The organism is Camelimonas fluminis, from assembly GCF_014656355.1.
GTDB classification, from domain to species: domain Bacteria; phylum Pseudomonadota; class Alphaproteobacteria; order Rhizobiales; family Beijerinckiaceae; genus Camelimonas; species Camelimonas fluminis.
Genome location: NZ_BNCG01000002.1, coordinates 219,585 through 234,045 on the forward strand (window position 1 = coordinate 219,585; position 14,461 = coordinate 234,045).

14 protein-coding genes are annotated in these 14,461 nt (G+C 67.9%); 6 read left to right on the forward strand and 8 right to left on the reverse strand.

What is annotated here, in order from left to right; all coding sequences use genetic code 11:
* The first annotated feature begins 215 nt into the window (after positions 1 to 215).
* The 4 genes from IE243_RS04420 (at position 216) to IE243_RS04435 (ending at position 4,630) form a co-directional block, all read left to right on the forward strand.
* Positions 216 to 1,262, forward strand: coding sequence for a malate/lactate/ureidoglycolate dehydrogenase (locus tag IE243_RS04420; protein ID WP_191318137.1), 1,047 nt, complete (start codon positions 216 to 218; stop codon positions 1,260 to 1,262).
* Between the two features lie 17 nt (positions 1,263 to 1,279).
* Complete coding sequence (locus tag IE243_RS04425; protein ID WP_191318138.1) at positions 1,280 to 2,002, forward strand: haloacid dehalogenase type II; 723 nt, start codon at positions 1,280 to 1,282, stop codon at positions 2,000 to 2,002.
* A 30-nt stretch (positions 2,003 to 2,032) separates the two neighbouring features.
* Positions 2,033 to 3,721, forward strand: a complete 1,689-nt coding sequence (gene ilvD, locus IE243_RS04430; protein ID WP_191318139.1) for a dihydroxy-acid dehydratase — start codon at positions 2,033 to 2,035, stop codon at positions 3,719 to 3,721.
* 174 nt (positions 3,722 to 3,895) lie between these two features.
* Positions 3,896 to 4,630, forward strand: coding sequence for a Crp/Fnr family transcriptional regulator (locus tag IE243_RS04435; protein WP_191318140.1), 735 nt, complete (start codon positions 3,896 to 3,898; stop codon positions 4,628 to 4,630).
* A 29-nt stretch (positions 4,631 to 4,659) separates the two neighbouring features.
* Here the strand turns inward: IE243_RS04435 and IE243_RS04440 are convergent, their stop codons facing one another.
* The 4 genes from IE243_RS04440 to IE243_RS04455 all read right to left on the reverse strand — a co-directional run bounded on the left by IE243_RS04440 (position 4,660) and on the right by IE243_RS04455 (position 8,664).
* Positions 4,660 to 5,403, reverse strand: coding sequence for an SDR family oxidoreductase (locus IE243_RS04440; RefSeq protein WP_191318141.1), 744 nt, complete (start codon positions 5,401 to 5,403; stop codon positions 4,660 to 4,662).
* Positions 5,394 to 6,704 (reverse strand): ABC transporter substrate-binding protein, encoded by a 1,311-nt coding sequence (locus IE243_RS04445; RefSeq protein WP_308432016.1) that lies wholly within the window; start codon positions 6,702 to 6,704, stop codon positions 5,394 to 5,396. The genes IE243_RS04440 and IE243_RS04445 overlap by 10 nt, the downstream gene beginning before the upstream one ends.
* A gap of 175 nt (positions 6,705 to 6,879) precedes the next feature.
* Positions 6,880 to 7,839, reverse strand: a complete 960-nt coding sequence (locus IE243_RS04450; protein ID WP_191318142.1) for a D-2-hydroxyacid dehydrogenase — start codon at positions 7,837 to 7,839, stop codon at positions 6,880 to 6,882.
* Positions 7,840 to 7,863: 24 nt separating this feature from the next.
* Positions 7,864 to 8,664 carry a 2-keto-4-pentenoate hydratase gene (locus tag IE243_RS04455; protein ID WP_191318143.1) on the reverse strand — a complete coding sequence of 267 codons (801 nt, stop codon included), beginning with the start codon at positions 8,662 to 8,664 and terminating at the stop codon, positions 7,864 to 7,866.
* Between the two features lie 468 nt (positions 8,665 to 9,132).
* Here IE243_RS04455 and IE243_RS04460 point away from each other — a divergent pair, with 468 nt between their 5' ends.
* Both IE243_RS04460 and IE243_RS04465 read left to right on the forward strand, forming a co-directional pair.
* On the forward strand, positions 9,133 to 9,516 hold the full coding sequence (locus tag IE243_RS04460; protein ID WP_191318144.1) for an MbcA/ParS/Xre antitoxin family protein: 384 nt from the start codon (positions 9,133 to 9,135) through the stop codon (positions 9,514 to 9,516).
* Positions 9,476 to 10,261 (forward strand): RES family NAD+ phosphorylase, encoded by a 786-nt coding sequence (locus tag IE243_RS04465; protein ID WP_191318145.1) that lies wholly within the window; start codon positions 9,476 to 9,478, stop codon positions 10,259 to 10,261. The genes IE243_RS04460 and IE243_RS04465 overlap by 41 nt, the downstream gene beginning before the upstream one ends.
* A 407-nt stretch (positions 10,262 to 10,668) precedes the next feature.
* Here IE243_RS04465 and IE243_RS04470 read toward each other — a convergent pair whose 3' ends face one another.
* From IE243_RS04470 to IE243_RS04485, 4 genes are read right to left on the reverse strand one after another with little or no spacing between them, the layout of a single operon-like run.
* Positions 10,669 to 11,700: a DUF6925 family protein gene (locus tag IE243_RS04470; RefSeq protein ID WP_191318146.1), complete on the reverse strand. Its 1,032-nt coding sequence runs from the start codon at positions 11,698 to 11,700 to the stop codon at positions 10,669 to 10,671.
* Positions 11,693 to 12,529, reverse strand: a complete 837-nt coding sequence (locus IE243_RS04475; protein ID WP_244642747.1) for an ABC transporter ATP-binding protein — start codon at positions 12,527 to 12,529, stop codon at positions 11,693 to 11,695. The genes IE243_RS04470 and IE243_RS04475 overlap by 8 nt, the downstream gene beginning before the upstream one ends.
* The gene (locus IE243_RS04480; protein WP_191318147.1) at positions 12,526 to 13,533 is read right to left on the reverse strand and encodes a FecCD family ABC transporter permease; all 1,008 of its coding nucleotides are present in this window, start codon (positions 13,531 to 13,533) and stop codon (positions 12,526 to 12,528) included. The genes IE243_RS04475 and IE243_RS04480 overlap by 4 nt, the downstream gene beginning before the upstream one ends.
* On the reverse strand, positions 13,530 to 14,456 hold the full coding sequence (locus IE243_RS04485; protein WP_191318148.1) for an ABC transporter substrate-binding protein: 927 nt from the start codon (positions 14,454 to 14,456) through the stop codon (positions 13,530 to 13,532). Before IE243_RS04485 ends, IE243_RS04480 begins: the two co-directional genes overlap by 4 nt.
* Positions 14,457 to 14,461 lie beyond the last annotated feature (5 nt).

A 14,461-nucleotide genomic window follows, 5' to 3' on the forward strand; every position in this document is an offset into this window, starting at 1 on the left:
CCTCCCGTCCTGGTCGCGCGCCCGGATTTTACACGCGGCGTGTCCGCCAAACGTCTCCGAATGTCCGCGAAGGCGACTTGGAGACAGCCGGCATAATCTAACATCATTCCAGAAAGGACGGACTGCAAAAGCGGCGCTCCCGCAGCGCGCCTGGATCAACCGGGCGTTGCGGCGTCAAAAGCCACGCAGATACCGGCAATTAGCGAGGAACGCCCATGACCACGGTCGCTGATAGCGAACGGCTGAAGTCCTTTGTCACCACGCTTTTTCAGGCGGTGGGTTCAAACAGCCAGGAAGCGCTGGAGATCGCGGACCATCTGGTGGAGGCCAATCTGGCCGGACACGACAGCCATGGCGTCGGCATGATCCCGGCCTATTTCCTTCACTTGCGCGCCGGCCACGTCAAACCCAACCAGACGCCGCAACGTATTGGCGGCGACGGCGCCTTCGCCCGCTTCGACGGCCTGATGGGCTACGGCCAGCCGGCCGCCAACCGGGTGATGGAGGAAGCCGCCGCCATCGCCCGCGCCCACGGCGTCGCGGTGACGACCCTGTGCAACGCCCAGCATATCGGCCGCGTCGGCGCCTACGCCGAGCGGTTGCAGGCCGAAGGGCTGATGTCGCTGCATTTCGTCAACGCCGTCTATCACACGCCCACCGTCGCGCCCTACCGCGGCAGCGACGCGCGCGTCATGACCAACCCGGTCTGCATCGGCGTGCCAGGCGCAACGCCGCTGCTGCTGGATTTCGCCACCGCGACCATCGCCCTTGGCAAGGTCCGCGTCGCCTACAACAAGGGCGTCGCGGCGCCGGAAGGCAGCCTGATCGACAACCGGGGCCAGCCGACCACCAATCCGGCGGTGATGTTCGAGGAGCCGCGCGGGGCGCAAACCGCCTTCGGCCTGCACAAGGGCTGGGCGCTGGCCTTCATGGCGGAGGCGCTCGGCGGCGTCATGACCGGCGGCCCCCGTTCCGGCGATGGCTTCGCCGGCGAGCGCGGCCTGGTCAATGGCATCATGTCGATTGTCATCGATCCCGCCCGCCTCGTCGACGCGCAATGGCTGGACGCCGCCATGGCCACGCTGGCCGATTACGTGAAGGCCTCGCCCGCCGCCGATCCGCAGGCGCCGGTGCAGGTTCCTGGCGAAGCCGAAGAACTGATGCGCGCCGAGCGCCGGCGCAACGGCATTCCCATCGACCCCAAGACATGGTCACAAATCCTTGCCTGCGCCGCGCCCTACGGCTTGCGGGCGCCGGTCTGAATCCGGGAGGACGCGCGATGCGGGGACAAATCAGGGCGTTCGTCTTCGACGTTTTTGGCACGGTGGTTGACTGGCGCGAAGGCGTGGCGCGGGAGTTTGTCGCCAGCGGCCTGGTCCCTGGCGCGGACGCGAGCCTGGGGCTGCGCTTCGCCGACGCCTGGCGCCGGCGGTATGCGCCGTCGTTCATGAAGGTGAACCGGGGCGAGCGTCCCTTCGTCAAGCTCGACGCGCTGCATATGGAGAACCTGCTGGAGACCCTGCCGGAGTTCGGCGTCGATCCCTCAGGTCTGGCTCCGGCGCAGCTGGAGCGGCTCAACGCCGCCTGGCGTCGCCTGCCGCCATGGCCGGACTCGGTGGAAGGCCTGGCCCGCCTGAAAACCCGCTACATCATCGCCCCCCATTCCAACGGCAACCTGCGGCTGCTGCTGGAGATGGCGAAGCATGGCGGCTTGCCCTGGGACGCCATCCTCGGCGCCGAGGTGGTCGGCGCCTACAAGCCGACGCCGCACAGCTATCTGCGCACCGCTGAACTGCTGTCGCTGCAACCGCATGAAGTCTGCATGACGGCGGCGCATAACGACGATCTGCAGGCGGCGCGCGCCTGCGGCCTGCGCACGGCGTTCATTTACCGGCGCACGGAATATGGGCCGGAGCAGCGCACCGATCTCCAGCCCGCCGCCGACTGGGACTTCGTCGCCGAATCCATCACCGATCTGGCCAGCCAGGCCGGCTGCGCCTGAAGCCGCCGCCAGCACAACCCGGGGTAACCCATGACCGCATCCGACCAGCCCCCCGCCCGCAAATTGCGCAGCGCCGGCCTCACCGGGCCGAACGCCTTCGCCACCCGCGCCATGCTGCGCGCCGCTGGCGTGAAGGCGGAGGATTTCGGCAAGCCGATCATCGGCATCGCCAACACCTGGAGCGGCGCCATGCCGTGCAATATCCATCTGCGCGATCTGGCGGCGCGGGTGGCCGACGGCGTGCGCGCCGCCGGCGGCGTGCCGCTTGAGATCAACACGGTGGCGGTGAGCGACGCGGTGCTGGCGGTCGGCGGCGCTTCGCTGATCAGCCGCGAGATGATCGCCGACTCCATCGAGCTTGCGGCGACCGCCTACGCCTTCGACGCCATGGTGGCGATCGGCGGCTGCGACAAGACCAACCCCGGCTGCGTCATGGCCATGGCGCGGCTCAACATCCCGTCGATCTACCTGTACGGCGGCGCCATCGCCCCAGGGCGCTATCGCGGCAGGGACGTCACCATCCAGACCCTTGCGGAAATGTCCGGCGCTTTCGCCGCCGGCGCCGTGAGCCGCGCCGACATGGACGAACTGGTGGAGACGGCCCTGCCCGGCCCTGGCGCCTGCGGCGGCATGTTCACCGCCAACACCATGGGTTCGGCCATCGAGGTGATGGGGCTGACAGCGGCCAATTGCACCAGCGCCCCGGCGGTGAGCGGGCGGCGCGGCGACATCGCCCATGAAACCGGCCAGCTGATCCTCGATGTGCTCGCCCGGGACGTGCGACCGCGCCAGATTATCACCCGCGCCGCGCTGCACAACGCCATGGCCGTGGTGGCGGCGATGGGCGGCTCCACCAACGCCGTGCTGCATCTGCTGGCCATCGCCCATGAGGCGGGGGTCAAACTGGAGCTGGAGGAGTTCCAGCAGGTCAGCGACCGCACCCCTCACCTCGGCAATTTCACCCCCTCCGGCAAATACAACATGCAGGACCTGCACCAGATTGGCGGCGTGCCCGTGGTGATGCAGGCGCTGCATCGAATGGGCCTGCTCGATGGCGACGCCCCCACCGTCGACGGGCGCACGCTGGCGGAGCGTCTCGCCGACGTGGCGTTTCCGGCGGAGCAGGACGTGATCGCCCCTCCGCAAGCGCCCCTGCACCCCAATGGCGGCTGGGTGATCCTGCGCGGCGATCTGGCGCCGGAAGGCGCGGTGCTGAAAGCGACCGGCACAGAACTGCGCCGTCACGTCGGCCGCGCCCGGGTGTTCGAGGACGAACCGGCGGCCTTTGCGGCGGTGATGGCCCGGCAAATCGTCGCCGGCGACACGATGGTGATCCGTAACGAAGGCCCGGCCGGCGGCCCTGGCATGCGCGAGACCGCGCGCGTCACCGCCGCCCTGGTCGGCCAGGGGTTCAAGGACAGCGTGGCGCTGATTACTGACGGACGATTTTCCGGCATTTCGCACGGTCTCGCCATTGGTCACGTCAGCCCGGAGGCGGCCTTCGGCGGACCAATCGCTCTGGTGCGCGATGGCGACGAGATCATTGTGGACCTCGACGCCCGGCGCATTGATCTCAAAGTATCGCCAGAGGCGCTCGCCAGCCGCCGGGCGGAATGGCGCCCCGTAACCCGCCCGGCGAGCACCAGCGTCTACGACAAATACGCCCGCAACGTCAGCTCGGCCTCCACGGGCGCCGTGACGACGCCGGCGCGGGCGTGAAAACCTGACGCGCCATCTTGCTGACGGCGCGCCGGTGTTTGGTGAATTTTCGTGAAACGCGACGCCGGCATTTCGCGAAACCGCGCGCGCTAACCACGCATCAGGCCAAGGGGACAGGGCATGTCCGTGGAGGCGGCCTCCACGGACATGCCCTCAGGAAGCAGCGGAACTCCCATGAAGCAGCCTATGACACGGGGCCGGATTGCCGGCTTGCTTGAGCAGGACGACTGGTTCGCCGCTTTGCCCGCGCCGCTGAAAGACGCGATCGTGAGCAACAGTTGCGTGCGCGGCTACCGGACCGGCGAACTGGTGTTCGCCACCGGCGATGAACCCAACGGGCTGTTCGCCCTGCTCTCGGGCCAGATCAATCTGGTGAACAACAGCAGCTCCGGTCGCCAGGTCATGCAGAACCTGCACCGGCCGGGAACCTGGTTCGGCTATCTGTCCATGCTCGACGCCCAGCCGCGCTTTCAGGACGCCGCGGCGACCGGGCCAACCGAGCTGCTGTGCCTTGGGCAGTCCGCCTTCCGGCGCATCCTGCGCGCCGATCCGGATTATCATGCGCGCTTCGCCCTGCTGTTGTGCGGCAGCGTCCGGGTGCTGCTGGGCATGCTGGTGGAAAGCCGCACAAGCCCACTGAGCAGCCGGCTGGCCGCGACGCTGCTCGACATGTCGGGCGCGGTCTCCGCGCCCGCCGTCGCCAGCCCCGCCCCGCGCCTGACCCAGGAACTGCTGGCCGGCATGGTGGGCGCCACCCGTCAGACCGTGAACCGCCAGTTGCGGGACTGGCAGGCGCGCAACATCATCCGGCTGGGCTATGGCGCGGTGACGGTGGTGGACCGGGCGGCGCTTGCACACGCCGCGCGTGGCGACGCCACATCCGGGGAATACGGCCGCCGCGTCGCCTGAACGGGCGCCCGTCACGGGGCATTGATGGATCACAGGGCGTTCATGCAGAACCCGCCGTCGATCAGTATATTCTGGCCAACAATATAGCCGGCCGAGGCGCCGCACAAAAAGGCGCAGGCGTCGCCGAATTCGTCGGGATCGCCCATGCGCCCGGCCGGCACGCTGCGGCTCACCGCCTCCAGATCGGCGGCCAGCGCCTGGGCGCGGGCGGTGGCGAATGATCCCGGCAGCAGATTGTTGATGGCGACGTTGCGGCCCGCCACCTGGCGGGAAACGCCGGCGACAAAGCCAGACAGGCCAAGCCGCGTGGCGTTGGACAGATCGAGATTGACCACCGGGCGGACGCTGGTCATCGAGGTGATGTTGACGATGCGGCCGAAATTGCGCGCCATCATGCCGTCGACCGTGCGGGTGATCAGCGCCACCGCGGCCAGCATGTTGGTGTTGAGCGCCGCCTCCCAGTCCGCCCGCGTCAGCTCGCGAAAATCCTTTTTCGGCGGGCCGCCGGAATTGGTGACGAGGATATCCGGCTCCGGACAGGCGGCCAGCAGGGCGTCCCGGCCGGCGTCGGTCGCCACGTCGGCGACAACGGTCCGGACCAGGGCGCCGGTGCGCTGGCGCAGCTCCGTCGCGGCGGCCTCCAGCTTTTCAGCGCGCCGGCCGTTCATGACCACCTCGCAGCCAGCTTCGGCGAGCGCGCGGGCGCAGGCAAAGCCGAGCCCCTCGCTGCTGGCGCATACGATGGCCTTGCGGCCGGCGATTTTCAGATCCATCGGCTGTCTCCAGCGCGCGATCGGCGCCTGCTCATGTGATTGCGAAGATCGTGGGGAAGCGCCGCCCATAGCGGCGGCGCATGGGCGAACCGGCAGGGCTCAGGGCGTGATGATATCGCCGAACAGCTCCCAGGTTTTCCGTTAAATCGCTGGAGCTGCATGCTTTTCAATGGGTAATAGTCGGTCGGCGTCGTCCTGACGTTGATGCCGGGCAACAGCATGGGCACACGGAAGTTCATATTGGTCGCCTGCTTCATGATGTTCTCGCGCGTCAGGTTGTCGCCGGCGTTTTCCAGCACCTTCTCCGTCACGCGGGCCACCACATAGCCATAGACGTTCATCTGGTCTTCCAGATTTCCATCCGGGTAATATTTGGCCATAAAGGCCTTCCACTCCTTCGTTTCCGGATCGTCCTTCCACTGCGGATCGGTTGGGTCCTTCAGGTAATAGGCGGAGATGATCCCCGTCGAGGCGTCAAACCCGGCCGGTTTCAGCACGCTGGAGACTGAGGTGGAGGTGGCGGCGAGGAAGAACATCGGTTTCCAGCCGATTTCGTGAATCTTGCGGATAGCCTGCGCCGCCTGCTTGGGAATGGCGTGCATGAACAGCACGTCGGCGCCGGAAGCCTTCAGTTTCAGGATCTGGCTGTCGATGCTCGGGTCCGTCGGCTCATAAGTCGCCTCGGCGACCACCAGCTTCTTCACATTGTCCGGCCCGAGCCCCTTCTTGAAGCCGAAACCATAGTCCTTGCCGGCGTCATCGTTCTGGTACAGCAGCGCGATCTTCGCATCCGGCTTGTTCTTCAGCACATAGGCGGCGTAAACCGCCGTCTCCGCCTGGTAGGACGGCTGGAAGCTCATGCTCCAGGGGAAGTGCTTGGGGTCGCCCCAGGCCGTGGCGCCGCCGCCAACGAACATTTGCGGGATCTTTTTGTCGTTCAGATATTTGCGCACCACCATGCCGGTCGGCGTGCCAAGCGGGCTGAAAATGAAGGAGACATTCTCCTGCTCCACCAGCTTGCGCGTCTGCTCGAAGGTCTTGGGCGGGCTGTAGGCGTCGTCGAGCGAGATCAGGTTGACCTTGCGCCCGTTAACGCCGCCCTTCTCATTGACCATCCTGAAATAGGCGATCTGCGCGCGTGGAATGACGCTGTAGGCGGACGCTGGTCCGCTGTAGGCGAACGTCTGGCCGATCTTGATCTCGGTATCCGTAACGCCTGGGCCATACTGTTTCTCAGCCATGGCCGGACCGAGGCTGGCGATGACAGATATCGCCGCAACGGCGGATAGACCCCATTTCATTGTGACGCCTCCCGATATTTTGTTATCCAACAACAGTCATGACGGGGCGCTTCCGGCGCCATGTCGCCCTGGCTTTCACGCTTCCGCGAACGGCCCGCATATTCCGGTTGCGCTGCGAGTATGCACGCAAGCGGCGCGACGCAATGTCAAATGGACGACATTATCGTCAACGGCGTCAGCCCGGCTGGACCCTGACCACGGCAAACGGCGTTTCGCCGGCCGCGAACCTGGCGGCATTTTCCGCCACATGCCGGGCCAGCCGCGTCATGTATGCGGGCGATGCCGCGCCGCCGAGGTGCGGCGTGACGATGACGTTCGGCTCGGCCCACAGGGGATGACCCTGCGGCAGCGGCTCCGGGTCGGTGACATCCAGGCCGGCGCCGCCGATTTTTCCGGCGCGCAGGGCCTCAAGCAGCGCATCACTGTCCACCAGATCCCCGCGCGCCACATTGATGAGCAGGGCGTCCGGCTTGCAGACAGCCAGCTGTTCGCGGCCGATCATGCTCCGGGTTTCCGGCGTCGATGGCGCGGCGACCACAATGACGTCGGCTTCCGCCAGCGCCGCATGCAGGCGCCCCACCGGATACATCACGTCCGCTTCCGCGACCGGGCGACCGGAGCGGTTGACGCCAGCGACGCTCATGCCGAAGGCCCTGGCGCGAACCGCCGTTTCACGACCGATGCCGCCCATGCCGATAATCAGCAGACGGGCGCCGGCCAGTGAGCGCACCTGATGGCGCACCGGCGCATTCCAGCGACCAGCCTGCTGGTCGGCGGCGCACTGGCGGGCGCAGCGGGCCAGTCCAAGCATCAGGGAGAAGACATGCTCGGCGACGCTGGGCGACCACACATCGCCCGCGTTGCTGACCAGGCATCTGGCCGGAACGCCATGCATGTCGAGCGTTTCGTAGCCCGCCGTCAGCAACTGCAGCCAGCGCGTCCGCGCCTGCGGGGCGGCGAGCGCCGCCCCCAGCTCCGGGCCATAATGAAAGCTGCCAAGCACGATGGCGTCGGCCTCCCGCGTCGCCGCCGGCAGATCGCCAGGTTCGCACGCCCAGGCTTCAATGCCAGGGGTTGCGGCCATCAGGGTCAGCATGTCATCGAGAAGGATCGGCGAGCAGACAGCGATGCGCATGAAGGACATTCCCGCGTAGCAGTTTCAGGTCAGTGTCAGCGACACCTCGCCCAGGCCCTGAAGATGTCCGAGCAGCGTCAGTCTCCCGGCCCCGGCTGGCGCGGGCCCAACTGGCGCGGGCCATGGCGGAATGCAGGAGCCGCTGCTGACGATATCGCCAGCCTTCAACGGGGCGCCCATGGCGGCGCGGCTGCGGGCGAAGCGCAGCAGTTGCCCCAGTGGCCCGTCCACCACCAAAGCGCCGGAGCCGCTGGCGACGGCCTCGCCATCGGCCATGAGCGTCACCGCCATGGCTTCCAGATCAAGCGCGCGCCAGTTGGCGACAGGCGCGCCGATGACCAGCGCCCCGGCGTTGCCGAGATCGGCGACGATCGCCTCTGGCCCCGGACGCTGCTTCTGGCGAAACCGGCTGTCCGCGACCTCCAGGGTGGGAAACACTTGGGCAATGGAATCGCGCAGGGCCGCCGCGTCGATCTGCGGATCAAGGATATCGGCGCCGATGCGGAAACCGACTTCCAGCTCGATGGCGCAAACGAAGAAATCACCGCGCCGCAGCGTCGCCGGGCTGGCGTGCGTCCAGGCGGAAAGAATCGGGCCGTGGAACGGTTCGGCGAACCCGAGAGCCTTCATGGTCGCCGTGCTGGTGGCGCCCAGCTTGTAACCGGTCTGCGCCCCGCCTGAGATGGCGATCCGGCGGGCCAGGTGCTCGACCTGCGCCACATAGGCTTCGTCGAGGGTCTGCGGCGTGGCGACGGACTTTTCCGCCAGATCCAGCGGGACGCCACTGCGCCACGCTCCCACCAGTTCATCAACCAGCGCCGTCATCTCCCATCTCCCTTACGTCAGCCAACTCGCCCGATCATGGACCAGTGGCGCGCCGCAAACCGTCGCCATGGCGACATTCCGGCATGACGCCGTGATCCATTCAGGCGCCCTGTCCCCGCGACGGATTTCCGCTCTGTCACCGATCGGGACATGGGGTGAATCCATGGCATGAATCTTGTGAGCGAAATCAGCGCCCAAGGTCGCGGCAACGCCGACGCCGCCCGGTCTCGTCCATGTACCGGACGGTGAACCCGCCATCACGCGACGGCGCTGCGGCCAGGGTTTCAGCCATCGCCATCCCGACGGGGCGTAGCCCAAAACGACGGACCTGTGCGTGATGAAGGCCTGCGTGTTGAGGAAAGGCATCTACTGGCTTGCCTGAAGCCAGTCCGATCGGCGGAAACTGACTGCTACTTTCTTTCCTCGTGAAATTTCACTATATATTGTTTCCATGGAAAGGAGATCGCCATGTTGACCGTTCAATCCCGGCAGACGGCTCAGGTCGCAGCGGGACCGGTCGTCACCAAGGCCGTGGTCCGCGCCGCCGACCGCCTGGGGGTGAGCGCCCGCACCCTGGCCGCAACCATCGGCGTTAGCGAGGCGACGGCGTCGCGCATGAAACGGGGCGCTTTCAGCCTGGAGCCAGGAACCAAACCGTTCGAACTGGCCGTGCTGTTCATCCGCCTGTTTCGCTCGCTCGATGCGCTGGTTGGCGGCGACGACGGCGTCGCGGCGGCCTGGCTCAATGCGTCGAACACGGTGCTGGATGCACGCCCCATCGAAAAATTGCAGAGCATCAGCGGACTTGTCGATGTCATCGCCTATCTGGACGCGCGTCGCGCTCTCGTCTGAGTTCCGGCCATTCGCCGGAACCTGCTGGCGACTGGTGGAAGCGCAGCACCACGTCTCAACCCTGAAGCTGACTGACAGCCTGGCCGAGCAGGCGCTGCTGGAAGAGCTGATCGAGGAGACGAAGCCGGCGATCCCGCCCGAATGCCGGCATCTGGATTTTCTGCTGGCGACGCCGTTCCGCTATGGCGCGCTGTATCCGACCGGCTCGCGCTTTCGCCGGGCGGGCCGGACCCTGGGCGTCTATTACGCCGCCGACCTGCCCGCCACGGCGGTGGCTGAAATGGCGTTCTACCGCTTGCTGTTCTTCGCCGAATCGCCAGCCACGCCCTGGCCCGCCGACGCCTCCGAGTACACCGCCTTCGCCGTCGCCGTGGCCAGCGGCCGGGTGCTCGACCTGACGGAGCAACCGCTGGCGCAGGACAAAGCAATCTGGAGCGACCCCGTCGTCTATGAAGGCTGCCAGGCCTTCGCCGAGGCCGCCCGCGCCGCGGATGCGGAGATCATCCGCTACCGCGCCGTGCGCGACCCACATGGCGGCGCCAATCTGGCGCTGCTCACCTGCCGCGCCTTCACCCAGCCCGCGCCGGTGGAGCGCCAGAGCTGGCGCATGCGCATCAGCGCCAGCGGCGTGCAGGCGCTGTGCGAGTTTCCCCGTCAGGCCGTGGAGTTCTCTCACGCGGATTTCGCCAGCGATCCCCGCATCGCCGGGGTGAACCTGGACCGGCCGGCGCGCCCGCGAAAATAGGACGCGATCGATGGATTGGGGCGCGCAACCGGTTGACCGGGTTTGCGCTGGCGGTTTGGCGCGCGGGCGCCCATCGCCTGGCCCAGGGCGCAACCCCGCAGGCACATGGGGTCCGGCCTTCCCGCCGCCTCGCCCTCCAGCCTTTCTCCGCCGCCTCGTCAACGTCATGGCCGAACCTGTTCCGGCCCTCCATGGAAACCTCGGCTTCACAACGCGCAGCGACGGGATTCGCGCCAGGAATGAGGATGCCCGCAACACGTGCGGGCATGATGCTGTGGCTTGTTCTTGCGCGCCCCAGCGGGAGGGCAATCACCGGGGATCTGGCGGATCACATCGCCTGAACTTGAAAATAATAATATAAATCATACATATATCTAAATATTATAATCTTTATCATGAACCAGACATCATCCATGCTGGCTCTGTTCGTCCGGATTGTCGGCCGGTTCGTCGCGGCCCATGGCGGCGCGCCATGCGTCAAGCGCCGGCGTTTCGCCGTGAAGCGCCGCGGCCTGAGCCAGGGCGACGCGGGCGGCGGCGCGGGCGGGACGGGTTTCCGATTCCCGCCGGTTGCCTTCGCGCCGGTCATCGGGGCCAACGCCGTCGGCGATGGCGGCCAGGATGTCATGCTTCACCGCCTGATGCGCCGGATCGCCGTAAGCGGCCAACAGCGCCTGGAACGCCGCATAAGCCTGATGATCGAACGGGCGCGGTTTGCCCAGCATGGTTTTCGTTGGGTGCGACGGGCCAAGGTGAACGACGGGAACCATGCCTGCCGGGATCGGCTCGGTGGCGGCGTGGGTGCGGCCGGTGCGCAGCATTTTTGGCAGCAGATGGGTATGCGGCCCTTCCGGGCTGACGCCATCGGGCGGCGGAATCGGCTGAAACACTTCGATGCGACCGATCAGGCCGCAAAATACCCGGTTGGGACCGTGACGCAGGATGGCGCCCATCGGCGAACGCACCGGATCGAATACCGAAGCGCCCTCCGCCGCGCGCAGCACGGCGATCAGTTCCACATCGCTGGTCCTTATGCAGGCGTCGACCTGCAGCGCGCCCAACCCGAGGTCGAACAGGATGGCCTCGCGGTCCTGGGGGCGCACGGCCTCCCGGTCTGGCCCGAGTTCGGTCAACGTCGCGCGCCGGTGCATGGCGCAGGCGTCGCGCGGCAGGCACAGGGCAATGCTCTGGCTCCAGCTCCGCCCCTGCGACAGCGGCCGCTCGAAAGCCACGGCGTCCAGCAGCGGATGGGGCGTGAGGCGCATGGCGCCGCGATCGGTCGCCGCCTCCACCACATCGGCGTCGAGGCGCACATGGGCGCGTTCATCGGGATCGCGCAGGAATTCGGCCACCGCGCCGAAACTTCCGAGCGCCCATGCGCTGGCGCTATCGCCCGCATGGCGCCGCACCATGCCAAAAACGCCCCGCGCGTCAGTCATGTCCGCCCTCCGTTTCAGCATTTGTCCGATCGTTAACCGGCTCCCATGGCGTCGCGTAGCGCTCGCCCCGGTGGCTGGCGTGGGCCAGGCGCACGTGGAAAGCGCGGGCCGCCAGGGCGTCGTCGAGCACGGCGTCAGGCGAGCCGTCCGCCAGCTTGCGCCCTTCCGCCAGCAACGCCAGGCGATCGCAGAACCGCGACGCCAGCGCCAGATCATGCAGGGTGACCAGCACGCCGCAGCCAGCCCGCGCCTTCGCCCGCAACAGACGCATCACCTGGAGCTGGTGCAGCGGATCCAGCGCCGCCGCCGGCTCGTCGGCCAGCAGGAACGGCGCCTCCACCGCCAGCGCCCGCGCCAGCAGCACGCGCACGCGCTCGCCGCCGGAAAGGCCATTGAGGGGGCGGTCGCTGAACTGTCGGCAATCAGCCTCGTCCATGGCCCGGCCGATGGCGGCGTGGTCGGCGGCGGTGAGGCTGGCGAAGGCGCGGCGGTGCGGCAGGCGGCCGAGGGCGACGATATCGCGAGCCCGCATGGCGCCGTTGTCATCGCCGATGGAATCGGCGCTCTGGGACAGCCAGGCCACGGCGCGCGCCAGTTGCTGGCGACCAATGTCGCGCGGCGAGCGCCCGCCATACGAAACCTGCCCCGCCGTGGGCGGCAGCACGCCGGCGAGGATGCGCAGCAACGTCGACTTGCCGGCGCCGTTCGGCCCGATCAGGCCAACGATCTCGCCCCGGCGCAGGGTGAAATCGACGCCGTCCAGGGCGAGTTGCGCTCCATGCGCCAGTTTCAACCCGCTGGCGACGATGGCGTCCATCGTCGCCGTCATGCCCGCCTCCTGCCCTGCAACATCGAGATCAGGAACGGCGCGCCGACCAACGCGGTCATGACGCCGAGCTTCAGTTCGGGCCGGACAGGCAGCAGCCGCACCGCCATGTCGGCGCACAACACGATCATGGCGCCGGCAAAGCCGCTGACCAGCAACAGCCGGCCCGGGCGGTGACCGACCAGGGGCCGCATCAGATGCGGCGCAACCAGGCCAACAAAGCCGACGGCGCCGGTGACCGAGACGGCGCTGCCCACAGCCAGCGCCGAGCCCAACACCAGTTGCAGCCGCAGCCGCTGCAGATTGACGCCAAGACTGGCGGCGGTGTCCTCGCCGAGAGCCAGGGCCTCCAGATTGCGGGCGGCTGCCAGCAGCGCGATCCACCCCAGAACCATCAGCGGCGCGGCCAGCAGGAACTGGGCCATGCTGCGATCAGCGAGCGAACCCATCAGCCAGAAGATGATCTCCAGCGCGGCGTAAGGATTGGGCGACAGGTTCAGCGCCAGCGCGGTGAACGCGCCGGCCAGAGCATTGGTGGCGACGCCGGCGAGGATCAGGCCGGTGGGGCTGTGGCTGGCGCCGGCCATGCGAAACAGCAACAGGGTGGCGATCAGCGCCCCGGCCATGCCGCCGAGCGGCAGCGCCAGGGCGAAGGCCCCGGCGAAGCCGAAATAGAACACGCAGACGGCCCCGAACGCCGCCGCGCCGGAGACGCCGATGACGCCCGGCTCGGCCAGCGGATTGCGCAGCAGCCCCTGCAACGCCGCCCCCGAAACGCCAAGGCTGAAGCCCATGAACGCCCCCAGCAGGGCGCGCGGCAGGCGCAATTGCACCAGCACCAGCGCATCCATGCCGTCGCGACCACTCCAGGCGCCGGCGATGGCCGCGCCCAGATCGAGCGGCGCGTAGCCGATAGCGATGGAGGCGATGGTGAGCGCAACGGTCGCGGCCAGCAGGACGGCGACCAGCCATGGCCATGGCGGCGTCGGCAACGCGGGGCGGATCATGGCTTGTGGCTCGCCTGGCTGGCGCTCCCGGCTGCCTTGTGCGCGGCGCGCCAGTCGTCCGCAGCCAGGGCCAGCCTGGCCACGGCCTCGGCGACGCCAGGCCCGGAGCAGGTCCACAAACGCGCCGGCAAAGTCACCACGCGCGCATGTTTCGCCAGCGCTTTCAGGGCGGGATGCACCAGCACTTCGCCGGCAAGGGCGGGCGCTTCGCCTTCTTCGTCGGTGAGGATCAGCATGTCGGGCCTGGCCTGGATCACCGCCTCCAGCGGCGGTTGCGCCTGCCCGGCCAGCGGGCCGGCGGCGGCGAGATTGTCGATGCCGGCGCGGGTGAGAATGTCGTTGAGCAGCGTGCCGGGGCCGGTGGTGAATCCGCTGGCGCGCACCACCACGGCGCGGGGACGCGGCGCATGCGGGTCCACCCTGGGCAGGCGGGCGTCAAAGGCCTGGATCTGGACTTCGGCGCGCTCCGCGCCATCGAGCAGGGCGCCGACATCGCGGATCTGCTGGCGCACGCCGTCGATGCTGGGCGGCGTGTCGATCTCCACGACCGGAACGCCGAGCGCCCGCAGCAGCGTCACGGTGTTGCGGGTGGTATACAGCCCGGCCAGCACCAGATCGGGACGGAAGGAGACCACATCCTCCACCAGCCCATAATTGACCGGCGTCGCGGCCGCTTCGGCGACGACATTGGACGTGTCGGGCCGGCGCGACAGGTAAGACACTGACGCCACCGTCTCCGGCCGCGCCAGCCGCAAGGCCAGTTCATCCGTGCAGAGATTGATCGAGACGATGCGCTGCGGGCGCTGCGGCGGCGCCAGCTCTCCCGCCGCCACGGCGACGGACGCAAGGCGCAGGCCGGCGGCGACAGCCGCCAGCCCCAGGCAGCCGCCCCGGGTCCAGGTCCTGACCAGTCCGCCGCGCATGTCGC

Excerpts from the sequence above, each read along its gene's own strand:
- ilvD (WP_191318139.1), top strand. The coding sequence starts at position 2,033 with ATGACCGCATCCGACCAGCCCCCCGCCCGCAAATTGCGCAGCGCCGGC.
- IE243_RS04480 (WP_191318147.1), bottom strand. The coding sequence starts at position 13,533 with ATGATCCGCCCCGCGTTGCCGACGCCGCCATGGCCATGGCTGGTCGCC.
- IE243_RS04420 (WP_191318137.1), top strand. The coding sequence starts at position 216 with ATGACCACGGTCGCTGATAGCGAACGGCTGAAGTCCTTTGTCACCACG.
- IE243_RS04445 (WP_308432016.1), bottom strand. The coding sequence starts at position 6,704 with ATGAAATGGGGTCTATCCGCCGTTGCGGCGATATCTGTCATCGCCAGC.
- IE243_RS04455 (WP_191318143.1), bottom strand. The coding sequence starts at position 8,664 with ATGACGGCGCTGGTTGATGAACTGGTGGGAGCGTGGCGCAGTGGCGTC.
- IE243_RS04475 (WP_244642747.1), bottom strand. The coding sequence starts at position 12,529 with ATGACGGCGACGATGGACGCCATCGTCGCCAGCGGGTTGAAACTGGCG.
- IE243_RS04465 (WP_191318145.1), top strand. The coding sequence starts at position 9,476 with ATGTCATCGCCTATCTGGACGCGCGTCGCGCTCTCGTCTGAGTTCCGG.
- IE243_RS04450 (WP_191318142.1), bottom strand. The coding sequence starts at position 7,839 with ATGCGCATCGCTGTCTGCTCGCCGATCCTTCTCGATGACATGCTGACC.
- IE243_RS04435 (WP_191318140.1), top strand. The coding sequence starts at position 3,896 with ATGAAGCAGCCTATGACACGGGGCCGGATTGCCGGCTTGCTTGAGCAG.
- IE243_RS04470 (WP_191318146.1), bottom strand. The coding sequence starts at position 11,700 with ATGACTGACGCGCGGGGCGTTTTTGGCATGGTGCGGCGCCATGCGGGC.
- IE243_RS04425 (WP_191318138.1), top strand. The coding sequence starts at position 1,280 with ATGCGGGGACAAATCAGGGCGTTCGTCTTCGACGTTTTTGGCACGGTG.
- IE243_RS04440 (WP_191318141.1), bottom strand. The coding sequence starts at position 5,403 with ATGGATCTGAAAATCGCCGGCCGCAAGGCCATCGTATGCGCCAGCAGC.
- IE243_RS04460 (WP_191318144.1), top strand. The coding sequence starts at position 9,133 with ATGTTGACCGTTCAATCCCGGCAGACGGCTCAGGTCGCAGCGGGACCG.
- IE243_RS04485 (WP_191318148.1), bottom strand. The coding sequence starts at position 14,456 with ATGCGCGGCGGACTGGTCAGGACCTGGACCCGGGGCGGCTGCCTGGGG.